The sequence below is a fragment of the Aquisalimonas lutea genome (assembly GCF_030409225.1).
GTDB classification, from domain to species: domain Bacteria; phylum Pseudomonadota; class Gammaproteobacteria; order Nitrococcales; family Aquisalimonadaceae; genus Aquisalimonas; species Aquisalimonas lutea.
Genome location: NZ_JAUFPK010000001.1, coordinates 1,367,072 through 1,388,590, shown reverse-complemented (window position 1 = coordinate 1,388,590; position 21,519 = coordinate 1,367,072). Strand labels below are relative to the sequence as shown.

The 21,519-nt window shown below is 62.3% G+C and carries 18 protein-coding genes; 10 read left to right on the top strand and 8 right to left on the bottom strand.

Features of this window, described 5'->3' with window-relative positions; translation table 11 throughout:
• Positions 1 to 79 precede the first annotated feature (79 nt).
• Positions 80 to 1,468 (bottom strand): hypothetical protein, encoded by a 1,389-nt coding sequence (locus QWY84_RS06465; RefSeq protein WP_290201667.1) that lies wholly within the window; start codon positions 1,466 to 1,468, stop codon positions 80 to 82.
• Between the two features lie 357 nt (positions 1,469 to 1,825).
• Between QWY84_RS06465 and QWY84_RS06460 the strand changes: the two genes are divergently transcribed.
• Together QWY84_RS06460 and QWY84_RS20065 are read left to right on the top strand one after the other, a co-directional pair.
• On the top strand, positions 1,826 to 2,047 hold the full coding sequence (locus QWY84_RS06460) for a hypothetical protein (RefSeq protein WP_290201666.1): 222 nt from the start codon (positions 1,826 to 1,828) through the stop codon (positions 2,045 to 2,047).
• A 23-nt stretch (positions 2,048 to 2,070) separates the two neighbouring features.
• Positions 2,071 to 2,238, top strand: a complete 168-nt coding sequence (locus QWY84_RS20065) for a helix-turn-helix domain-containing protein (RefSeq protein WP_353959883.1) — start codon at positions 2,071 to 2,073, stop codon at positions 2,236 to 2,238.
• A 72-nt stretch (positions 2,239 to 2,310) separates the two neighbouring features.
• On the opposite strand, the gene QWY84_RS06455 is transcribed toward QWY84_RS20065, so the two are convergent.
• Positions 2,311 to 3,936, bottom strand: coding sequence for a methyl-accepting chemotaxis protein (locus tag QWY84_RS06455; protein ID WP_290201665.1), 1,626 nt, complete (start codon positions 3,934 to 3,936; stop codon positions 2,311 to 2,313).
• Between the two features lie 740 nt (positions 3,937 to 4,676).
• Between QWY84_RS06455 and QWY84_RS06450 the strand changes: the two genes are divergently transcribed.
• The 5 genes from QWY84_RS06450 (at position 4,677) to QWY84_RS06430 (ending at position 11,481) form a co-directional block, all read left to right on the top strand.
• Positions 4,677 to 5,747: an ABC transporter substrate-binding protein gene (locus QWY84_RS06450; RefSeq protein WP_290201664.1), complete on the top strand. Its 1,071-nt coding sequence runs from the start codon at positions 4,677 to 4,679 to the stop codon at positions 5,745 to 5,747.
• The gene (locus tag QWY84_RS06445) at positions 5,744 to 7,828 is read left to right on the top strand and encodes a putative bifunctional diguanylate cyclase/phosphodiesterase (RefSeq protein WP_290201663.1); all 2,085 of its coding nucleotides are present in this window, start codon (positions 5,744 to 5,746) and stop codon (positions 7,826 to 7,828) included. Before QWY84_RS06450 ends, QWY84_RS06445 begins: the two co-directional genes overlap by 4 nt.
• Before the next feature lie 56 nt (positions 7,829 to 7,884).
• Positions 7,885 to 9,615: a DUF7125 family protein gene (locus QWY84_RS06440; RefSeq protein WP_290201662.1), complete on the top strand. Its 1,731-nt coding sequence runs from the start codon at positions 7,885 to 7,887 to the stop codon at positions 9,613 to 9,615.
• Positions 9,616 to 9,620: 5 nt separating this feature from the next.
• Positions 9,621 to 9,914: a circadian clock KaiB family protein gene (locus tag QWY84_RS06435; protein WP_290201661.1), complete on the top strand. Its 294-nt coding sequence runs from the start codon at positions 9,621 to 9,623 to the stop codon at positions 9,912 to 9,914.
• 469 nt (positions 9,915 to 10,383) lie between these two features.
• A complete protein-coding gene (locus tag QWY84_RS06430) occupies positions 10,384 to 11,481 on the top strand; it encodes a GGDEF domain-containing protein (protein WP_290201660.1) in 1,098 nt (365 codons plus the stop codon).
• Positions 11,482 to 11,884: 403 nt separating this feature from the next.
• Here the strand turns inward: QWY84_RS06430 and QWY84_RS06425 are convergent, their stop codons facing one another.
• On the bottom strand, positions 11,885 to 13,729 hold the full coding sequence (locus QWY84_RS06425; RefSeq protein ID WP_290201659.1) for a sensor domain-containing diguanylate cyclase: 1,845 nt from the start codon (positions 13,727 to 13,729) through the stop codon (positions 11,885 to 11,887).
• An 861-nt stretch (positions 13,730 to 14,590) separates the two neighbouring features.
• On the opposite strand from QWY84_RS06425, the gene QWY84_RS06420 reads away from it, so the two are divergent.
• The 3 genes from QWY84_RS06420 (at position 14,591) to QWY84_RS06410 (ending at position 15,753) form a co-directional block, all read left to right on the top strand.
• Positions 14,591 to 14,866, top strand: a complete 276-nt coding sequence (locus QWY84_RS06420) for a DUF5666 domain-containing protein (RefSeq protein WP_290201656.1) — start codon at positions 14,591 to 14,593, stop codon at positions 14,864 to 14,866.
• 351 nt (positions 14,867 to 15,217) lie between these two features.
• Positions 15,218 to 15,430 carry an antitoxin MazE family protein gene (locus tag QWY84_RS06415; RefSeq protein ID WP_290201655.1) on the top strand — a complete coding sequence of 71 codons (213 nt, stop codon included), beginning with the start codon at positions 15,218 to 15,220 and terminating at the stop codon, positions 15,428 to 15,430.
• Entirely contained in the window at positions 15,427 to 15,753 is a 327-nt protein-coding gene (locus QWY84_RS06410; protein WP_290201653.1) for a type II toxin-antitoxin system PemK/MazF family toxin, read from the top strand. The genes QWY84_RS06415 and QWY84_RS06410 overlap by 4 nt, the downstream gene beginning before the upstream one ends.
• Positions 15,754 to 15,930: 177 nt before the next feature.
• Here the strand turns inward: QWY84_RS06410 and QWY84_RS06405 are convergent, their stop codons facing one another.
• From QWY84_RS06405 to QWY84_RS06385, 5 genes are all read right to left on the bottom strand, one after another.
• Positions 15,931 to 16,437 carry a TRAP transporter small permease gene (locus QWY84_RS06405; protein WP_290201651.1) on the bottom strand — a complete coding sequence of 169 codons (507 nt, stop codon included), beginning with the start codon at positions 16,435 to 16,437 and terminating at the stop codon, positions 15,931 to 15,933.
• A gap of 16 nt (positions 16,438 to 16,453) precedes the next feature.
• A complete protein-coding gene (locus QWY84_RS06400) occupies positions 16,454 to 17,761 on the bottom strand; it encodes a TRAP transporter large permease (protein ID WP_290201649.1) in 1,308 nt (435 codons plus the stop codon).
• Positions 17,762 to 17,839: 78 nt separating this feature from the next.
• A complete protein-coding gene (dctP, locus tag QWY84_RS06395; RefSeq protein ID WP_290201646.1) occupies positions 17,840 to 18,934 on the bottom strand; it encodes a TRAP transporter substrate-binding protein DctP in 1,095 nt (364 codons plus the stop codon).
• Between the two features lie 78 nt (positions 18,935 to 19,012).
• Positions 19,013 to 20,641 (bottom strand): class I adenylate-forming enzyme family protein, encoded by a 1,629-nt coding sequence (locus tag QWY84_RS06390; RefSeq protein ID WP_290201644.1) that lies wholly within the window; start codon positions 20,639 to 20,641, stop codon positions 19,013 to 19,015.
• Positions 20,632 to 21,465, bottom strand: coding sequence for a FadR/GntR family transcriptional regulator (locus tag QWY84_RS06385; RefSeq protein WP_290201641.1), 834 nt, complete (start codon positions 21,463 to 21,465; stop codon positions 20,632 to 20,634). Before QWY84_RS06385 ends, QWY84_RS06390 begins: the two co-directional genes overlap by 10 nt.
• Positions 21,466 to 21,519: the final 54 nt, after the last annotated feature.

The window sequence follows — 21,519 nt, the reverse complement described above, 5'->3', positions numbered from 1 at the left end:
ACCTGCGCCAGGAGTTCCTGGATCGCGGGATGGAGCGCGACGGTGACCGCCGCTAGACACTGAAAGGCGGGGTGGTGACTCACTGCACGCGCGCCACCGCGGCGGCAAACTCCGGATAGACGTCCACCGTCGCCCGCATGACCGCCTCCAGGTTCGGGTTGTCGTGGTAGTGCGCGATCAAATAGCGCGCCATGTGGTCCAGCGACGCGAACGAGCGATCCGAGGTCTCACGCAGGAAGGCCTCGCCGCCGATGGCGTCAAGCGCGGTCTGGCGACCCGCTTCCTCGCCGGCGGCGGAGCCGATAATTGCACCGGCAGCGGCGAACAGGAGCCCACCGGCGCCGCCCATGCCTTCGCCCAGCTCGCTCATCACCGCGCCCGCGCCAGCGACCCCGGCCGCCGCGCCCACCGCCGAGCCGGCGGTCGCGCCCATGGAGACGTTCTGCGCCTGGTTTACCCACTCCGCCACCGTGTCGTCGCGGGTGAATGGGCTCATGTAGCGCCCGGCGGTGCCCTCGATGACCAGGCCGCGGGTGCGTGCGCGCTCGTCCTCACTGATCTCGCCGCCCTGCTCGGCGAGAATGGCCAGGTACGGGCCAGGGCACGAGGCGGCCTCCTCGATGTGCTCCCCGTTCTGATAGCAACGCCGGAACCACACGCTTCGGTCGGCCGTGTTGTACGTGATCGCCCAGCCGTGGAAGGCGTCATCGAGCTCGCTGAACTCCTTCAACAGGTTGGCGCCCTGGTACATACGCACATCGCGTGAGCGCGGCGACGTGCGGGTGTTCACCCGCGTCGTCGCCGCACCGTTGGTCGGATGGCGGCGGAAGATCACCTGCTGCTCCACCTCGCCCGATGCACTGTAGTCACTGTAGTAATAGGCCGCGGCAGGCTCGGTTTTCATGGCCTGCAGCCAGAGGCCATCATAGGTGCCGGCCCGGAACGTGCCACCGGCGAACGTCCCCTTGGCGTTGGTGGACACGGCGAGAGCGGCGTGTTCACCTACCGGCTCGCCCGCCTCGAACGTTCCGCGCACGCGGTACGCCGTGTCGGAGAGTTCGGCATGCGAACCACCGGAGCCGGACCACTGGTAAATCTCCGGCAACCGCATGGAGGCGACGGCCTCCCCCTCAAGCCCGTCCGGCCCGCAGGTGCCCTCCAGGACCACGGCACGAAACGTGGACTCGTAGAACGTCACCTCGAACGCCTTGTGCCGCTCGTTCGCCCGGCGCATCTCCGCGGAGCGCTCCTCCAATGTCACACCCAGGGCCGCCCGGTAGGCCTGCTCCCGGGTCAGCTCGCAGACGCCGACGTCCGCCGATGAGTACAACGCCTCCTGCGACCGGCCGAAGCGCTCGAAATCGGCCTGGAACTGCTCTTGCCATGCCTCCAGCCGCGGAGTCCCAAGGGCCGGCGGTCCCTCCTCGAGCGAGGCCTGGTACTGCTGCCGATTCAGATCCAGAACCATCTGGGCTCGCTCTTCCGGCGTCGCCTGCGGTCCGGCACACCCGACGAGCAGTACGCACCCCCCCGTCAGCGCCGCCCAAGCGGGGAGCGCGCCCGTGCTCTTGTCATTTGTCACTGCCCTGCCCTCGTTGTTCTTGCCGGCATGGTTGTTGGTTGGTTCGATGCCGGTATGCGCAGAACTACCAGCGGCACGCAGAGAAAAAAAGCGAACCGAGTCGCAGTTTTCAGGATCCTGGAACGTACGTACCGGGCAATCCCCATTAATGCGAAGTCGTTCCGGACCGTGGGGAGAGGCGGGCGCCGTGGAGGTACGCTACGGGCGCCACCCCTTCGATCTTTGGACCAGTACCCTCCCTACATGGCCGATCATGCCGCACGCTCGGCCACCAATCCTTCAGAGAAATTGCAGCTGACCGAGCGGCTTCGAACCAGGATCACGGACCGTGGCGAATGGCCCAATGGCTTTTTGCGCACGTTGCGGACCGCCGTCGAAGAGAAGATTGCACGACGAACGACCGCATCTGCAGGATCAGACGAGGACGAACTCGAGAGTTTTGAGCAGCACCTCTTGGGGTTCTAACCCCTTGAAGCCGTTTACTACCTCTGCCGACGCTGCACGTTTTCGATGCCATCGCTCGGCCGAACAGCTTCTCCCGGCCGGCGGCGGAGTTCCGCATCAGCCATAGCGCTGTCAGTCACCGGATCAAGCAATTGGAAAACTGTCTGGGGAAACCCCTATTCGTGCGGGCAGGCCGGCGCCTGAGACGCTGACGTGGGTTGCCGGCGGTGCAGGGGCCGCTGGAGTAAGCGTGGCTGCGCCACTGCATCGCCGGTGTGATAGGTTCAGCGAACCCGGAATTCGCTGACCAGTTCCTGCAGCTCGGAGGCCAACCGTGAAAGTTCCTGACTAGCGCCGGTCGCTTCGTTTACTGCGGTACTCGTCTCAGCAGCCACCTCGTTGATGGAAGTCACGTTGCGGTTGATGTCCTCGGCTGTGGAGGACTGCTCCTCCACAGCACTCGCTACCTGACCCGCCATGTCCGTGATGCGGTTAACTACCTCGGAAATGCTGTCGAGCGCCGCCACGGTGCGCTGGGACTCCTGAACGTTGGTCTCAGCGCTCTCGGTGCCGCGCTCCATGACCTGCACCGCTCGCTGGGTGCCATCCTGGAGCTTCTCGATGATGCCGTCGATTTCACCGATGGAGTTCTGGGTGTTGCTGGCCAGGTTGCGCACCTCGTCGGCGACTACGGCGAAGCCGCGTCCCTGCTCGCCGGCCCGCGCTGCTTCAATGGCGGCATTGAGTGCGAGCAGATTGGTCTGCTCGGCGATGCCTCGGATAACCGTGAGGATGCGACCGATATTCTCGCCTTGCTGCTCGAGCTCCCGAATAATGTCGGCGGCATCGCGGACCTCCGAGGAGAGCTGATTGATCGCCTGGGACGATTCGGCCACCACCTCGCGGGCCTCGTCCGCCTTGGTGCTTGCCTCGTTCGCAGCGTCGGAAGTCTCCTGAGTGTTCCGCGCTACTTCCTGAACCGTGCTGGTCATTTGGTTCATGGCAGTGGCCACTTGGGCGGTTTGGTCGCTCTGCTTCTCGGCGCCCTGCCGGGTCTGTTCTGCCGTAGCCGACATTTCTTCCGCGGAGCTTGCAACACGGGTGGCAGCATCATTGATCCGCTGCATCATGCTTCGCAGCCGGTCGGCCATGCCATGCATGGCGTTGAGAAGCTGTCCGGTTTCGTCCCGCGCCGTACTCTCGCATGCCACTGTGAGATCACCGTTACGAATGCGGTTAGCTACGCCGACGGCGTGCTGCAGCGGTCGCGTCACAGAGGTGGTGATAAACCAGCCGGCACCGCCGGAGAGCAGGATGCCAGCGAGGGCACCTCCCAGCAGCATGTAGCGCGTTTGGTTCTCCAGTCTGGTAACCGCCGCGGAGCGCTCGGCGAGAAGCTCCCGCTCGATGTCGATGAACTCGCCGAGGGCGGCACGCATCTCCTGCATGATCTCCCGGCCTTCGCCCATGCCAACGGCCAATTCCCGGAACGCGGCGGTGCCGGGTTCCGCATTGGCGCGCGCTTCGACGCCGGGAGCAATGTGGTCGTTCATCCACGTATCGTACGCGCCTTCTAGACGGTCCATTTGCTCGTTGAGCCGCGGCAGATCCGACATCTCCTCGCGAAGCTGTTGGAACTGATTCTCTATCTGCTCGCGACCGCTGCGGTATCGCTGAAGAAACTCGTCGTTGCCGGTGGCCATGTAGCCGCGTTCGGCGCCCTGGATATTGAGCAGCGTCTGCAACGTGTCGTCGGCATACCCGATGACGTCGTACGTGTGCTCGTTGATATCTACAGCGTCCGTCGTGCGAGCAAAGTTGATCAGAGCCACGATCACGACTGCCACGAGTATGGCAATTACAAGGGCGTACCCGAGCCCGAGACGCACGCCGATCCTGAGGTTGTTCATCGCTTGTCCCCGAAACTTGGCAAGAACTTATATCGTCTTTCGCGACGCTGCGGACCCAGGTGACCGTATGGCCGCAACTTGCATCGCAGGGATCGGCAAGAAAGATCAGAACTTGAGAGTAGCGGAGTGCTGCCCCAGCCTCATCCGCCGGGGTCCGAGGAACTCGCCGACGCTTTCCTCGGTTCGATCATAGCCGCTCACCGCAGTCGCCTTCATGGTGTGCTGTTACGGGTCGTCTCCACCGCCGTGACAGAGACCTGCTCCGCTGCGGCCACTATCTGCGACGCCTCGGCGGCGATGGCAACCGTCTCAGCGCCCGGCGCAACGATCTGCGGCGCGCTAGCTGCGCAGTGCGGGGCGCTACGCCAAGCATTGGGAGATTCTACGGTAACGCCTTGTCCGCGCTCCCAGGGCTCGTGAGCGCATCCCAACGCGCAATCCGTTTGATAACGACAATGGACAAGCTATAGACTTTCCAAAGGTGTTTCATGGCAATCTTGACAATGTTTTCCTCGATTCCGTCAGCAGGTCCACCCGCGTTTATGCCATAGGTTCCCTTCTTGCCGCTTACGTCTCGCCAACCAGGTTCTGAACGTCCTCCGCCGCCTCCGTGGCAGGGTGAAGATCCTCCCAAATCAGAAGCGTTTCGACACGGCCGATGGCCCCGCCGTGACGGAGTTCTTCATCATCGACCAAGGTTAACCGCCAATCCCTGGGCGACGCTGGGTTTTCGTCGGGAAATGGGCTCGCGCACGCAGTTATGTTTCACCCCGGCCCGGTTAGCCGGAGTCCTCGCTGCACGTTGTTTCGCATGCGTCATCGCTTTGATCGCCGGTAGTGCCGCCATCGCGAACGACCTTGGCGAAGAGGTTCGCGTCGCCGGCGTGTCCTATCTCGGTGACCTGCCCACGGTCATCGCGGACCGCCGAGCATTTTTTGACACCGAGGGGCCCACCATATCGGTGGCGTACTCGGCGTCGGGGCGAGAGAACCTGGCGCGCCTGCGCGATGGAGAGACCGATTTCGCCCTGATGGCGCTCACGCCTCTCACCCTGGACTTCATCGCCGATAAAACACCCGGCCAGCCCGATGATCCGGTGATCCTCGCAAGCCTGGTGCACTCCACCCGTCTCAACCAGGTTGTCACCCTGGATGGTTCCGGTATACGCAACCCCGAGGACTTGCGCGGCCGCCGCGTTGGGCTCATGCGCGGAACCAACGCGGAGTTCATTTGGTGGCTGTTCGCGACCTACCACCAAATTGGGCCTGACGATGCGGTGTTGAGTGACCAACCCACGTCGGCACTAGCCGATGCTCTGGTCGAAGGCGATATTGACGCAGCAGTGCTTTGGGAGCCCTGGACGTCGCGGCTCCGGGAGCGCGTCGGCGAAGGCGTCCGCGTTCTACCAGGGAGCAACCTGTACACGGCGAAGTGGGTGCTTGTCACACAGCGACGCACGGTCAATGAGAACTCGGACCTCGTCCAAGCCCTTTTAGCGGGCTATCAGAAAGCAATCGCTTTTATCATCAACGAGCCAAATGTGGCCCTGCGCGCCTACGGGCGCCACACGGGACAGGAGACTCGGTACGTGGAAGACCAGTGGCAAGCACTCGACTTCCACTTGAACCTGAACTGGACGGTAATCGCCACCATTCAACAGCAACTGGACTGGGCGCGGAGCGCGGGCTACGAGATGGCTAATCCCGAAGTGCGCGTTCGCGACCTCATCGAAGCGGGACCACTGCGTTCTCTTGCCCCCGGCGCCGTCGGCGTCCCCAGTCATACCGGAAGCCGCGAGACAGTGCAGTGAGGCTCATCAACCTCTCCATTGCCAGCATTGTCTTCTGCCTTGTCGGCCTCGTTGCGCTCGCCGTGGTCGCCGTGGCAAGCATCCAGCGAATGGAGACGAAAAACGCCGAGATCGCGGAATTGCTTGAACTCAACAAGCGGATCGACGACATCTCTGCCGCCAGCGACAGCCTGCTGCTCTTTGGCGCCGATCCGGATTTGTGGGAGGCGTTCCAGGCCGACCTCCGCCGGATCGAGGAGCGCCTGGAGCGCTTCGACACGTCCTACCCCAATGCAGCGCAGGGTGCCAGGCAAATCGCCCTTATCCACGAGGTGCTACGCTCCGCCGCGGCGAGTGATGCACAGCCGGCCTCACCCGAAGGCAACCGGTCCAGCCGTGCATTGTCGCCGCTGGACATCTCGGCGCGCAGCCGCATTATCATGAATCAGATCGCAGGCCACGGTGTTGCGCTCGACCATGCCCTCGATCGACTGGTTCGGCAGCGCCGTGAGGACATCGCCCAAGAGTCGCGCTGGATTACCGGGACGTTCGCGGGCTCCGCCCTGTTGTTTGGTGGCCTTTGCGTCGCCGCCTTTGGCCTGATCCATCACCGCCTTGGGGGTCCGGCACACTCGATCGCGCAAACCGTCAACCGGGTGCGAAGGGGCAACTCGGGCGCAAGAGCGCGGATACGGGGCACCGACGAAATGGCGATGCTGGCCGCCAGCTTTAACGATTTGCTCGATGAGCAGGAGCAAGCGCGAGCACGCCTGGACGAACAGCAGGAAAAGCTCAATCGGCTTGCCTACGACGACCAGCTCACGGGTCGGCTCTCCCGCAATGGTTTCATTCGAGCGGTCACCGAGCGATTGCAGATGGAGGGCTGGCAACGTTCTGCCTCCATGGTGATGCTGGACATCGACGAGCAATGGAACATCAACGATGCCCATGGTTACGCCGCCGGCGATGCCTTCCTCGTCCGGGTTGGCGAACGCCTCATGAGCGCCGCTGGCGAGAACGCCCTGGTCGGTCGTGTTGGCGGCGACGAGTTCGTCGTTTTCCTTCCTGCGAACCATGAGGCATCTGCGGGCGAGATGCGATCAGCGTTGGGTGCGGCCTTTGATGTCCCGTTTTCATTGAGCGGCCTCTCCGTTGAAGCGAATGCCCATTTTGGATACACCGAGCTCGGTGACCGACAACGGGACCCGGAGACACTCCTGCGGGAGGCGGAACTCGCGCTGTTCCACGGACGTGCGAACGCCAGCGGCCAGTGGTTCGCCTATACGGAGAGCCTCTATGAGACAACGCGCCAGCGCATCGACATTGTCCAGGAGCTCCGCAATGCGCTCGTCAACAACGAATTCGAGCTTCACTTTCATCCGAAAGTCGTCCTAAAGACCGGGGAGGTGGCCGGCTGCGAAGCGCTCGTGCGCTGGCACCACCCGGAGCGCGGGTTGCAATCACCGGCAGTCTTTGTCGAAATCGCCGAGCAAAGCCAGCTCATGATTCCCATCGGGGAATGGGTCCTGAACGAAGCCTGCCGGCACCTGCGTCAATGGCATGATGCAGGGTTCAATGTGGGCCACATGGCCGTCAATGTCTCCCTCGTCCAGTTCCAGGTCGGCGACTTTACGCAGACCGTTCGCGACGCGCTTGAGCGCCACCGACTCTCACCCGACGCGCTCACGCTCGAGATCACCGAGAGTGTCTTCGCACTTGAATCGGCCGAGCTGCTCGATCAACTGCGCGAGTTGCGTGAGCTGGGCGTGCGTTTGTCACTGGATGATTTCGGTACGGGCTATTCGTCGCTGATGTACTTGCAGAAATACCCGTTCGACGAGATCAAGATCGACAAGGGGTTTGTGCGCGATATGCTGGAGGATCGCTACAGCCATGCAATCGTGCGCATCGTAATGAACCTCGCCGAAACCCTTGAGGCGAGTGTCATCCCCGAGGGCGTCGAGACGAAGGCGATGCAGGACGCCCTGATTGCTCTGGGATGCCATGTCGGTCAGGGCTTCTACTACAGCGTCCCCTTGCAGAGCGAAGACTTCCACTGGCTTCTGGAATGGCGCTCGCCGCTTCCCTTGCCGAGCGCATGACGGCTCACGGTTGAGAGCAAGCCATCAACACTTCGGCATATGCGATGGAATCCATCATGACCACAAATGCATCGCGACTTATCAAACAGCCAACGCACATTGCCGGACTCGACGCACTAACCGTAGGCGGCCTTCCCGCTAGCGGGGCCACTCTGGTTATCGGGCAGCCATCAGCGGGCAAGACGGTTCTCGGACTGCAACTGCTCGCCGAATCCCTTGATCACCAAGAGGGCGGGATCTTTGTCTCCTTCGAAGAGTCCCAGGAGCAAATCCGCCGCAGCGCCGAGTCCTTCCCCTGGGGGGCCGGCCTGACGAACGCCGACAACGTCCAGTTCATTGACGCCCGCCCGCCGCTGGATGCGACGGCGGCCGGTGCCTTCGATCTGGAAGGCTTGCTCGCACTCATTGCCGCGCAAGCCGAACAACGCCCCACCGCATGGGTCGTGTTTGATGGCATCGACCAGCTCCTGCGCATGCAACCCGATGAGCACACGGCGACGCTGCAGATCCGTCAACTCGACACGTGGTGCCGGGACAAGGGGCTCGCCGCTATCCTCACGGCGAAGCAAACGCACGCCGGCCGAACCGAGGCCGCATACCTGGAGGGCGTCGAGTTTCTACTGTCCACGATTCTGGTTCTGTCCACCGAGCTCGTGGGACGGCGACTCAACCGCCGTTTTCGCATCGCGAAGTACCGCGGTAGTGCCCACGAGACCGATGAAGTCGCCATGGTGCTCGATGATGACGGCATCCACCTGCCCTACTCGCCGCACGGGGAAAACACGCAGAGAGCGCAGTCCGTCCGCGTCGGCTCCGGAATCGCCCGTCTCGACAGCGTCCTCGGCGGGGGCGTCTACTGCGGCTCAAGTATCCTGATCTCAGGCCAACCCGGCACGGCAAAGACCACGCTTGCCGTGGGCTTCGCGCACGCTGCCGCCCAACGCGGCGAGCATGTTCTGTACATCAGCTTCGACGAGCTCGCCGATCGTATCGTGCGCAACGTCGCTTCGGTGGGAATCGACTTGCAGCCGGAAGTCGATAACGGCCTATTGCACATTGAGGCGCGGGAGGCCTGGAGTGCCCTTGTCGAAGAGCACTACATTGCCATCGTCAACCTGCTCGACAAGCTCAACCCCGCGTGCGTCGTCATCGACCCCGTGTCCGCCTTGCTGAAAGCCAACAGCGCCGAGAGCGCGTTTGATACCACGGAACGCCTGATCGCCCTGTTTCGCAGGCGAGGGATCACAACCATCCTGACATCCCTATCCCAGCAAGGTGACGTCGACAACGAATCCACACTGAGCCATGTCTCGACACTGGCCGATACGTGGATCACGCTTGACTATCGCATTCACGGCGGTGAGCGAAACCGCGCCCTGTCGGTCGTGAAATCCCGCGGCTCCGCGCACTCCAACCAGGTCCGGGAGCTGTTGCTCTCGGACGCCGGGCCGGATCTTGCCGATGTTTACGAATATGGATCCCAGGTGCTCATGGGAACCGCCCGAGTGCAGAAAGAAAGTGAAGAGGCGGCGAAGGGGCGGGCACAACGTAACGAAAGGGAGCACCGTCGCCGCACCCTTGAACGGGAGTTGGAGGCCGCCCGTCTTCGTCGCCAGGACGCCGAGAACGAAGCCCAACGCTACCAGGACGAACTCGACCGGGAAGAGCGAGAGGCCAGAGAAGCGCAACAGGAAAGTGATACGCATCAGGACAGCGTCATTCGGCGACGCGACCCAAGCGACGAAGCCCGACCCTCGCCATACCGCCGGCGCGACGGGGAGAGCTAGGCACAATGTCCCAGGTTCAGAGCGCCAACACGACACTCACGCTATTCGTCACCGGGCGCGCGCCGCGCTCCGAGCGCGCCCGTGCTCATCTTCACGCGATACTTCGCGAAATCGGTCGCGACGTCGAATCCGTACGCGAGATCGATCTACTGCAGCAGCCGCTGCTCACCATCGAGTACGGGATCTTCGCCACGCCTGCCCTGCTACGCGAGGATACTGCAGACTCACGGACGATTCTGTATGGCGATCTGTCGGACAACGCGAGCCTTCGCCGGTTTCTCCTCGAAAGTGATCAATGAGCCTCCACATGGCGACCTTGGGGAGATTCCGTGACCCCAGCGCCCGGATCTTTCGCCTTGTAGGCGAAGGCCGCAACGTCGCCCGCCGTTACGCAGGCGCCGAGTAGCGCCCGGCTATTGCGCTCCTGATGACGCTTTACTGCCGATTCTTTGATTCCTTTGATACCGATGTGCACCAACCTAAGCAGTCAACAGTGCCAGTCGGCGATTCCTCACGCCGCACCCTCGACAACGCGACCGCCCATGTCGGCATGCGGACAGCCGGCTCCGAGGCGTGCTGTGACCGCACACCTCATCTGTCGCCGAGTTCTGCGAGGTGCATCACGCCGCTTTCGGAACCGTACCTGTAACGTTGTGACGTTTTGAAGTTCCGCTTCTTTGAAGAAGGCGAATTGCGCGCCACTTTAGTCGTAGCAACCAGCCTATCCACCTTCACGGCGGTCGCGCCCGCATCAAGTGAGTCCCTGCAGTGAACGATCGCCGTCGAGAACAGACCAAGTTCAAGCCGGTTCCACGTCTATGCCAATGGCTGCAACGACAATTCATCCACGAGGATCAGCGAACATCGTTGGTGAGCATCTTCCTGACGACTCTCGCAGCCGTTGCGTTTGTTTTCGGTATATCGAATCTCGTCTACTTCGATCTTTATCTTCTCGGTTTTATTGAACTGGCCTTTTTCGTTGGCATTGTCGCGGGACTCATCGATCTGCGTCGCAACAAGGCGGTCGATCGTGTCGCCTGGCTGACGGTCATCGCTTTCGGCGCGATTTCCTTGGTCTTCTACGTATACATTCAGGGTGCTTATAATGCGTCGATCTGGCTTCTTTGGTTTCCCTTCGTCGCCTTCTTTCTTCTCGGAACGCAACGCGGGCTCAGCGCTGTAGCCGTCTATGGCCTGATCGTCATCGTAATCGTTTTCCTGAACTTTCGGCAATGGCCGTCAATTAGCGAAGTTGAAACTCTTTCGAACATCTTCGGCGCTTTGGCGGCCGTCACCTGGATGACGTTCTACCAGGCGCGTATTACGGAGCAAGCCTACCGTCGCATCTCGGAGCTGGCGCACACCGACGTACTGACTGGTATCTCCAACCGGCGATCATTTGTCCAGCGGTTCGACACAGCCCGAGCAGCGCGAGCGAGCCGTCACCAGCGAGGCGCCTTGCTGTTGGCGGACATTGACAACTTCAAGGAGATTAACGACACCCACGGCCATGCAGCGGGTGACGCGGTCATCAAGGAAGTAAGTAATCGAATAGCCACTGCGATCCGGCAGGGCGATATTGTCGGCCGACTTGGGGGCGAGGAGTTTGGTGTGCTCCTATTAGACTGCGACGGTGACGAAGCCGTTGCGCGCGCGGACGAACTCCGAACCCGTATCGCCGGCGAGGCTATTGCAGACGAGTTCCAAGTTACCGTGAGTATTGGCGTTGCTTCGATGAACGGATCTCGCGATGAGTTTACCGCTGTGTTCGCCGCAGCCGATGAGGGCCTGTACAAGGCGAAGGCGGCTGGCCGCAATCGAACGGTGTTAGGTCATCCCAATAAGTCTCGATTTGACGCGCAGTAGTCTGAATGGGGTACGAATTAACTTTTCTTACCCCAATAGCGATTCAAATAGCGGACATCGATGGCGACCAGTTGACTGTCTTGTATGGGGCGTACTTCACCATCGCAAGACTAGCCGAAGAGATTTGACTCACAACCAGGCCTTCGCCCAGAACGCGCAGTAGGTCACGCAGCAGATCACCCGGAAGATGTCCAGGCTGCCGGTGAAGGCACCACGGAGGTCACGAAGGCTGCTGCCAAGAGCCAGTCAGCCGGTGACCTGCGCTTTGTCGCAGCAGAACCGCCATTCCGGATGCGTCCGGGTGGCGGTTTTTTTATGAACGTACGCCGGGCAGGAGATAGCCGCTGGACCCGTCAGTCCGTTCTGATTGGGGCAAAGATCATCGACTGCCGGCGGGAAGGAATTAGCCGCCGTCGAGCGGGACGGATTCGTTGCTGTCGCCGTCAAAGATTCCGATCTGTCCGGTTTGGCCACGCTTTGCTCGATACATCGCCATGTCCGCGTTCCGCAGGAGACTTTCTGCCTCGCCCTCACCGATTCGACTGATAGTGGCACCGATGCTGGCACCGATTCGCTGCGTGCTGCTGCCGACGACAATCGGCGTCGTGATCGCTTCCAGAAGCTTGCGTGCGACTTGCTTGGTCTCCGCGGTTGCCGCGTTGGCGCTATCACTGAGCCCACAGAGGACAACAACGAACTCATCACCACCGTACCGGGCAACCGTGTCCTGGTTGCGGACCGCTTTCTGGAGGCGGCGGGCGACCTCAATGAGAACGCGATCGGCCTCGACGTGGCCGCAGGTGTCATTGACGTCCTTGAAGCCGTCAAGATCAATGAACAAAACGGCGTAGGAGCCGGACGCCCAGGGAGCTACGTGCCGGCGTTGCTGCTCCAGCACCTGCTCCAGCGCAAAGCGGTTCGGCAACCCGGTGAGCGTGTCGTGCTGGGCCAGGTGCTCGACTTCGCGCTCTTTTCTCTTGCGCTCGGTAATGTCCTGAAAGGAGAGCATGATGCCGTAGCGACCGGGGTGGACGCGGATCTCGAAGTCCGCGCTGATGGACGCCAAATGAACCTCCAGGGTTCGGGACGCCTGACTTGCGACTGCGTCCTCATGGGCGCAGAGGAGAGCCGAGCGACGAAGCTGCGGAAAGGCGTCCCAGATCACCTGCCCGAGCAGATCCATCCGCGTGTGCCCGATCATGCGCTCGCAGCGCTGGTTGACGAAGGTAAAGCGCCACTGCTGATCCAGAAGGCACAGGGCGTCCGGGATGTTGTCGAGCGTATCGTGTAGTTGCCTGGCGAAGCTGCTCTGCCGTGCCTCTCCCGGCGGCGCTTTGCTTGTCTTCTGAATAATCCCTCGCACCGCGTCCACCGTGCCATCGGCACCGGTATACGGCCGCCCCAGAACACGGATCCATTTGTGCGCGCCCTCGCAGGGGTAGAAGAGCGTCTCGTCGAACGAGGTCCCTTTTCGACGGCAATCGTCCAGTGCCGTATCAAGTCGTTCGTGGCTCTCGTTCGGTAGAAGGCCGAGCAAATCGCTCATCTGGAACTCGTGATCCGACGGGGCGTCAAGCATCTCCCGGGCGGCCTGCGACCACATAGTTCGCCCTGAGAGGGTACTCATCTCCCAGGCGCCGATCGTTCCATCAGAGGCGTCGACAAGACGCGTCAGTTCGGGGTCGAGAGGGACCGACGCAGCCGACTCGGCGGCGTCATCACCATCGGTCGCCGTGGGGCGCGACAAGCCGCCATGGGGAAACACCTGCCCTGCGATTCGGTCCAGCGCGTCCAGATCCGCCTTGGTTGGCGCGGCCTCGTCCGTGTAGGCAACCAGCAGGACGCCGCGTAACCGTTGTGAGCGGTCGCGGAAGGTGACGGCGGCAAACGGGCATTGGATATAGCGGAAGGCGAGCGGCCCCATCTCCTTAGCCCTCTGGGGACTCGGCCTGTTGGTGTCCTGGTGGTCAGACTGGACATGCCCGGCGCCGGAGGGCGCGACGAGGATGCGTCGCAGACGCTCCCGGACGATGAACCGGCAGGTCGCCAGAGCCGTCCACGACGAGATGCGTTGGAGGTGAGCGTGCTTCTGGCAGACGAGATTGCCGTCCTTCCAGACCGCGACGAAGGCGCCGGCAGTGGAAGGCAGCGCGCATGCCTCCTCGACCAAGGCTTTCAGCGCCCCGGAATCGCCAAGGGGCCCGCGAGCATCTCGCCCGGGCGACGCCGCAGAAAACTCGCGTTCCACAACCATGATTCTTGTTGTCTCTCGAGACTACAGACGGACTGTTGGATCGCTCTTTGTCCTTGCCGCGCAGTGGCGCCAGCGCGGACCCGCGCACCTGGGCCGGCGCCCACTCGCAAACACAGGGCTCAAAGTGTGAAGTTTGTCACATTTTAGCGACAGCAAACAGTTGCGCTTGCCTTAGTTTGGACTTGCTGCGTCGCTGCGTTGCCGCGGGCGCTTCAGGTGGTCGACGGCATCAACGTTACTCCCAGCTCACTCCTCTTTTGGGAGGCACAGGGAAACCGTGGAAACGCGTAGACGCTTGGCGCGTTCTTGGCACCTTTTGGCGTTTTCCGTTGAGCCACAGTGGCTCTGGTTCGGCGAAAGGAGCACGTGCGGTTATGGGCACGTCTGCCCCAGCCTCGCTTGGACGCTCCGGATCGGTAATCGCCGCCAGTCCAAGGGCGGGACAAAGATCAGCCAAACAGACGCCGGCGCATCCGGACGGGTACCGCCGAGACAAAGTGGCGGCAGGGTAATCACCATGGAGATCAGTCGACGGTTCCTTGGGCGGCGGTTGCCCATGGGGGCTAGCCAGTACCGTGCCCCAAGCATCCTCACTCACGACCAAACAACCACGGCTTGGAGGCAGCGCGGGCTCGCGAAACGTTTCCTACCCTATGCGCGGCGACCTCTACCATGCCGGCTCCATATTGACCGCGGCGCTGACCTCGCTATAGCAGCGGACAGCGTCCAGGAACTCCCGACCGCTACGGGGGTCAGTCAATTATGAAGAAGTAAGCCGGCCAAGCGGAGATTTCCAGCGTAAACTGTTCGGGCAATATCCAGCCTCCGTTTATTGAATTCTAAGGAGGTGTTCCAGTGAAGAGTGCCTTTAGGCTTGGAATCGGGGGATTGTGCCTACTGGCGTGGTCCTTGCCAGTGGCCGCCGATGATCTTGAAGGACGGATCGAATCGGTCGACGGTGGGCAGGAATCTTTCGTGGTGCAGGGAATTCGTTTCTTCGTAACGGCAGAGACGGATTTTGACGATGGACTACGGCAGTTCGGCGATCTTCGGGCCGACCAACGGGTTGAGGTCGATTTCGAGTACCGCGAGGGCAGGCACTACGCTGAAGAGATCGAGCTGGAGGACTAGCTCGATCCAGCCTACTCGGTTCGAAACGAGGCCTCGGTCATGGTTTGTCCTCTGCGTACGGCGGCTTCAACGACAAGGCGCACCTCGCCTTATGCGCCGGAGCTACTGGGCATTACTCACGCGGCTCGATGTTAATTGCTCCGCGGAAGGTATCAAACTAGTCCAATTGCGGCGGACAAGCACAGCCGCTACGGGCACTGCTTTCGAGCACGGCTGCAAACCCTCGAATACTCTGACCGGACATCCTCCATGCCAGACACCTGCGCCGTCGCCCTGAATTCACTCGGTTAACGTGGAATGTCCATATGCGAGACTGTTGCATGTAACGATTGATGCGAGGCTCCACACATCATGACCGCATCCACCAACGAACGTGTCAGAAAGCGGCGAGCCGCGATGCGGCAAGCTGGGTTGCGCTCCATCCAATTATGGGTACCGGACACCCGGCGTCCGTCCTTTGCCGGGGAAGCGCGACGTCAGTCCGCCATGCTTCGCGACGAGCCGCAAGAAGACGACGTACTCAACTGGGTCGATCGTGCGGCGGACACTCAAGGCTGGAGGTGAAGCGCGGCGATCTGGTAACGGTTGGTGTCTCTGGTGACTACGGCAAACCTCGCCCTGCCGTCGTCGTTCAATCCGACTTCTTCGATGAGCATCCGTCCGCTACGGTGCTCCCGGTGACAAGATACTTTGGGGATACTCCCTTATTCCGCATCGAGGTAGCAATAGATAGCGACAGTAATCTCCGCACCCCTTCGCAGGTGATGGTCGACAAGGCAGTGACCGTGTCCAGGGAGAAGATCGGGGCGGTTTTCGGGTCGCTCAGTGCAGAAGCGATGCTTGCAGTCGATCGTTCCCTTGCCCTTTTTCTTGGGATAGCGAATTAGGAAGAAGAACCTGCCCGCAAACGGCGGCAATGCCGCCGTGGAACCGAGTACAAAGCCTACGGCCGAGAGTTGGCATCGGGGAGGTGCGGCTCATGGATCGCTTAGCGGCATTATCGGCCAGTCCGTCACGAGCGCAGGAGTGTGCTTTACTTCGCGTCGGCCCCGCTATCCCGCCGCTCACGGACGTCCCGTAACAGCGCGAATCACATTCTGGCCGAGTTGACGGAACATTTCGAGAAGCATCAGTCCGAATGCCAGAGGGACCATTACCAGCACCGGATAGATTGGCCAGTAGTCGCTTCCGATCTGTGCCTGGCGGCCTTCCACATAGCCATCCCAGGCAAAGACACCCGTGTAGTACAGAAGCGCCACGAAGACCACCGTCTCCACCGTGAGTACCACGCTCATCACAAGCCCCCGCCCACGCGGCGGCAGCGCCTCGCTGATGAAACCAAGCCGCGGAAACGTGTCCTCGCGGTGTGCCAGAGGGAGCGCCCAGAAGACGATCAGCGGAAAGAGGACGCGCTCGACGACGTTGTAGGATCCGGGGATCAGGTTCATGCCAAGGACGTAGCGACCGAAGACACTGATCACCGTGATCAGCATCATTGCCAGCAGGCACAGACCGGCCCCCACCGAGGCCAGCCCCCAGTCGAGCCGCGTGATCCATGTCCAGAATCTCACGTTACCTCCGGAGCCATTACCGAATGTGAGCCGGCAGCCAGGTCACGATTTCCGGGACCATGACCATGAGCGCCGACACGAGTACCGCGGCGAACAGCGCGAACACGAGCGTGATCCGGAAAACCGGCCCAACCGGAAACTGAGCCGCCGACGAGGCCGCATACGCCGACAGTCCAACGGGCGGCGTCAGCAGGCCGAGGGAGATCATGAAACACGCCATTACCCCGAACCACAGGAGGTTGATGTCGGCGGCATCGAGAATCGGCATGATGATGGGAATCAGCAGCACCATCACCGCGGCCGACTCCAGGAACAGGCCAAACACGAAAAATGCCGCGAGGAGCGCCACGACGACCATCTCCGGATTGCCCAAAAACGGCTCCACCGCTGCCAGCAGTTCCCTAGGCACTCGCGAGTAGGAGAGAAACCGACCGAAGATCTGGGCGCCAAGCACGATGATCATGACCATGCCGGTCACCTTCACGGAGTCCGACAGCGCATGTGCGATATCGCGCACTCCCACCCGCCGCATCACCAGCATGCCGACCAGCGCGGTGAATGCGCCCAGCGCACCCGCCTCACCGGCGGTGACGACCCCGCCGTAGATTCCCCCGAAGATCACGGCCATCAACACAAGGACGAAAGCAAATGCCCCCAAGCTGCCCTGTTCCGGGGCGTCGTCCTCGCCTTCCGGGGCATGGCCGTCCACCGCGTCGCCCCGGGTCTCGCCGAAGATGCGCAGACACAGAATGTAGACGACGATGCAGACCAGCGCCGGCAGCAGCGCGCCGATGAACAGGTGACCGATCGAGACCTGGGTCAGCGAGCCGTAGATGATCATGATGAGACTGGGCGGGATAATCGCGGACAGCGATCCCGCGATGGCGGCGAGCGCGACACTCATGCGGCGGGTATAGCCGAATGTCTCGAGTTGCGGTGAGGCCAGCGTGGCCAACGCTGCGGATGTCGCTGCTCCCGAGCCGGAGACGGCGCCGAGCAGTCCCCCCGAGACGACGGTGGCCACACCCAGCGGAAAGCGGCGATAGCCGGCCAACCGGTAGCCGACGCGGAAAAGGTCGACCACCACGCCACCGCGCAGCAGAAGATGGGCCATGAGCAGGTACAGAGGAATCAGCGACAGCGAATACGTGGAGGCCGTATAAAAAATATCCCGCGCAATAATCCCCTCGAACACCTGCGGGCCGATCCACAGATAGATCCCCACTATTCCCGAGGCGAACAGCACTGTGGCCACGTGCTGGCCGAGGACGAGAAACAGAACGAACCAGAACGCAACCGTCCAGACAATGAGATCTTGTTCCATCAACGCGCTCCGGCCAGGGATCACAACCCGGGCGGGGCTCCAACGGGGACCGCCCGGGCGCTTATGCGCTGCGACGGATCACACGTCCAGATCCAGGTAATCGGCAACGCCGTCGGGGAGTTCGCCCCCTTGCTCGATGATCAGCTCCGCCCACAGGCGTGCTGTTTCGCGAGCGGGATGACCGTCACTCTCCAGATCCTCGATCCAGTCGATCCAGGTCTGGCGGGCCGCGTCGGCAATGTGGTTCTGCATTGCCTCGGAGAGCTCTGATACCGGGACGAACTCGGCCCCGGCGGCCGCGGCGTCCTCGCGGACCTGTGCGTCCTGCTCTTCAATGTGCTGGGCGTTGGCTTGGGTGACGTCCCTGGCGATACGGTCCACGTGCTCACGCTGATCCTCAGAGAGTCTGTTCCATTGCTCTTCAGTCATGGCGATATAGCTCTGCCAGTGACCGATCGCCACGTCGGTAATGGTGTAGGTGAGCAGTTCCTCCAGTGAGTACGAGATCCAGTCACCCACCGAGAGAATGATGCCGTCGATGGTGCCGCGGGACATCGCCCCATACGCCTCGGCCGCCGGCATGGTCACTGGCGTGACCCCGAGCTGCTCGAGCACCACTGTGTGCAGTGCGGAGCCGGCTCGCATGGGCATGCCGGAGAAGTCGTCCGGCTCCTGCAACTCTTCCCCCGAGGTGGAGATCACATACGCCGATGTTGCGCCCAGCCCCCAAGCCTTCAGATCCTTGTCGCCGATCTCGTAGTCGTAGAACGTTTTGCCGTCTGTGATTTCTCGGTCCGAGTCCATCAGCGCCGTGAATGCCCGGGTCACCATTTCCGAATCGGTGCCGTAGGTCGGCAGTTGGGTGATGTCGGACAGCGGGAACTGCCCCTCGTGGTAAGGGGCCAGAAGGGGCGCGGCGACGTCGATCACGCCACTGTCCAGCGCGTCGCGCTCACCGCCAATGGAGACCAGTTCACCGGCATAGTAGCGGGTGAAGGAAATGTCCGTGTTCTCTTCCACGCGATCGGCGAATTCGTCCATGTGGGCGCCGACCCAGAAATGGTGCTTAGCCAGTCCCGCCGAAATGGTGAGATTCTGGGCGGACACACTGCCAAGACTCAGCGCCACGATGGCAACGGCTCCGGCAGCCGATTGCAGGGTTTGCTTGATCATGTCCTTCTCCTCCTCGCCGCTGCGGGCGTGTATCGTTATCGGGCACGGGCATCCCGCCGTGTGATCACGGCGTCGCGATTACGCACGTCCCTGCGCGCCCCCTCCATTGCTGACGGAAACCGTCAGTTCGTCCCGCAAAGCGCGCTTGAGCACTTTGCCGTTGGGGTTCCGCGGCAACGGCTCGCTGCGGAACGTATACCCCTCGGGAACCTTGTAGTCCGAAAGAGCCTCCGTGCAGTGCCGCCGGAGCACCTCGCTGCTCACTTCGGCCTCCCCCGTGATGACGAACGCGTGCACGCGCTCGCCCAAGACCGGGCAGGGCTGACCCACGACGGCCACCTCCACCACTGCCGGATGTGCGAGCAGTACGTTCTCCACCTCGGTGGTGAACACCTTGTAGCCACCGCGGTTGATCATGTCCTTCTTGCGGTCGAACACGTACAGAAACCCGTCGGCATCCATGCTCCCGATGTCGCCGGAGCGCCAGAAGCCGCCAATGAACTCTCGCGCCGTGGCCGCCTCGTTGTTCCAGTAGCCCGGGACCACCATCGGCCCGCGGATCCAGACCTCGCCGGACTCCCCCGCCGGGCGCTCTCTCCCGGCATCATCCATGACCGCGACCTCTGCGCACGGCAGTGGCGCACCGACACTGTCACCGCGGCCGGCTGTGTACGCCGGTGGCATCATGGTCGCCGGTGACGTGGTCTCGGTGGCGCCGTAGGCGTTCATGAGCTGGAGGTGCGGAAGCTTCTCCGCCAGTGTGTTGATCGTGACCTCCGGCATGGGAGCCCCGCCGTAGCCACCGATCCGCCACTCGGAGAGATCGTAGTGGTCGAACTCCGGGTCGAGCAGGCACAGGTTGTACATGGCCGGCACCAGAATGGTGTGGGTCATGCGCTCGCGGGCCGCCAGCTCCAGGAAACGTGACGCCTTGAACTCGCGCTGGATAACAAGTGTGCCGGCAGCACGGAGGGCCGTGCCGATGAGCGCGACCAGCCCCGTGACATGGCTCATGGGCACGGTAATGAGAGAACGGTCGCCGGGGCCGAGCCCCATGCCCCATTCGAAGTGCATGAGCGAGTGAATGATGCCGAAGTGCGTCAGCATTGCGCCCTTCGGCTTGCCGGTTGTACCGGACGTATAAAGAATCGCTGCCGTGTCTTCCTCGTCGACCTCGGCGGTATCGGTCTGCTCACCGTGCTCGAAAAGGGCTTCATAGGACGGTTCACTGGGCGTCGCAGTCACGCACAGCCGGTGCTTGAGCCCCGGCGCGTCCGCCTCCGAGGGTAGGCGATCCCGCAGCGCTTGCTCGTAGACCACCAGACGGGCCGCGGAATCCGACAGCATGTGCTGATAGCCGGGCTTCTGGTCCCGCGTGTTCATGGGAACCACCACGGCGCCAAGCCGCCACGCGGCTAGTACGAGCTCAACAAAGGGGGCACCATTATCGAGAATGAGTGCCACGCGATCGCCCACCCCGATACCATGAGCTGCGAGACCGGCGGCTACGCGGGCAACCCGCTCATCCAGATCCCGGTATGTCAGCCGCAGGCGATCGTGTACCAGCGCTTCACCACTTGTGGAGCGCGATAGCGCCTCCGGTAGCAGGCAGTTAAGGTTCGGCGGCCGGTCCTGGAAGCAGCGAATGACGCGGTCGCCGTAGTGGTTCTCCCGCCGCATGGGAGGGAACGCGTCGCTTAGCCACATGTGCGGCCTCCTCCGTGTACTTGCAGGCTGGCGGACACGACGTCAGGGTCGCGCTGTGGTGCGCGTGCATCGCACTCGGCATCCGGCATGCTCACCGGCTCATCGAGTGGCAACTGCGCGAGTTCGTAGCCACGCTGGAAGTCGATGACGTGCTTGTACATCCACTCGAAGGCGCGCTCGCCGTCGCCCACGCGAATGGCGTCATAGACTTCCCGGTGTGCCTCGAGCAGTCGTGGCCCCGCTTGTGGCAGCAGTGGAATCAGCGCCTCCAGCGCGGGTCGTAACAGCAGGCCGATGGGCTCCCGCGACAGACTCAACGCCCGGTTGCGGGCGGCCTCGGCCACCAGCGACTGGAACTCGGTATCCAGAGCCGCCGGGGACTCGCCCCGATCGATTACCTGCGCCGTTGCCTCCAGGTTCGCCGATAGCGCCTCGAGGTCCTTCGGCGTGGCGTGGAACGCAGCCAGCCGCGCTGCCAGGGGCTCCATGGCAAGAGCCACGTGCCATAGCTCGCGGAAAGTGACCTGGTGCATAACCAGCGCCCGGGAGGTTCGCGGCGTCAGATCGCTGTGCCGGGGCAGTGTTACCACTAACCGCCGGCGCCCTAATCGTTGCACCAGGCCTTCGCTTTCCAGACGGCGGATGCCCTCGCGCACAGTGGAGCGATTGACCTCGAACCGTTCCGCGAGGTCCATCTCCGTCGGCAATTGGTCGCCGGCCCGTAGCCGTCCGTCCAGAATTCGCCCCTCGAGCTCCCTGAAGACCTGCTCGTAGGCCGACGCGACATTGACCTTGCTTAACCCCAGCTCATCAGCGTTCGCCACGCGTTCCTCCCTGCAAGGACATCTGCCAGCTCGCGCCACGTTGTCGCTTTGTCC

What these genes read in the sequence shown, in the direction of transcription:
- QWY84_RS06440 (WP_290201662.1), top strand. Translation starts at nt 7,885, where the DNA reads ATGACCACAAATGCATCGCGACTTATCAAACAGCCAACGCACATTGCC.
- QWY84_RS06390 (WP_290201644.1), bottom strand. Translation starts at nt 20,641, where the DNA reads ATGTGGCTAAGCGACGCGTTCCCTCCCATGCGGCGGGAGAACCACTAC.
- QWY84_RS06455 (WP_290201665.1), bottom strand. Translation starts at nt 3,936, where the DNA reads ATGAACAACCTCAGGATCGGCGTGCGTCTCGGGCTCGGGTACGCCCTT.
- QWY84_RS06450 (WP_290201664.1), top strand. Translation starts at nt 4,677, where the DNA reads ATGGGCTCGCGCACGCAGTTATGTTTCACCCCGGCCCGGTTAGCCGGA.
- QWY84_RS06465 (WP_290201667.1), bottom strand. Translation starts at nt 1,468, where the DNA reads ATGGTTCTGGATCTGAATCGGCAGCAGTACCAGGCCTCGCTCGAGGAG.
- QWY84_RS06435 (WP_290201661.1), top strand. Translation starts at nt 9,621, where the DNA reads ATGTCCCAGGTTCAGAGCGCCAACACGACACTCACGCTATTCGTCACC.
- dctP (WP_290201646.1), bottom strand. Translation starts at nt 18,934, where the DNA reads ATGATCAAGCAAACCCTGCAATCGGCTGCCGGAGCCGTTGCCATCGTG.
- QWY84_RS06415 (WP_290201655.1), top strand. Translation starts at nt 15,218, where the DNA reads ATGACCGCATCCACCAACGAACGTGTCAGAAAGCGGCGAGCCGCGATG.
- QWY84_RS06460 (WP_290201666.1), top strand. Translation starts at nt 1,826, where the DNA reads ATGGCCGATCATGCCGCACGCTCGGCCACCAATCCTTCAGAGAAATTG.
- QWY84_RS06400 (WP_290201649.1), bottom strand. Translation starts at nt 17,761, where the DNA reads ATGGAACAAGATCTCATTGTCTGGACGGTTGCGTTCTGGTTCGTTCTG.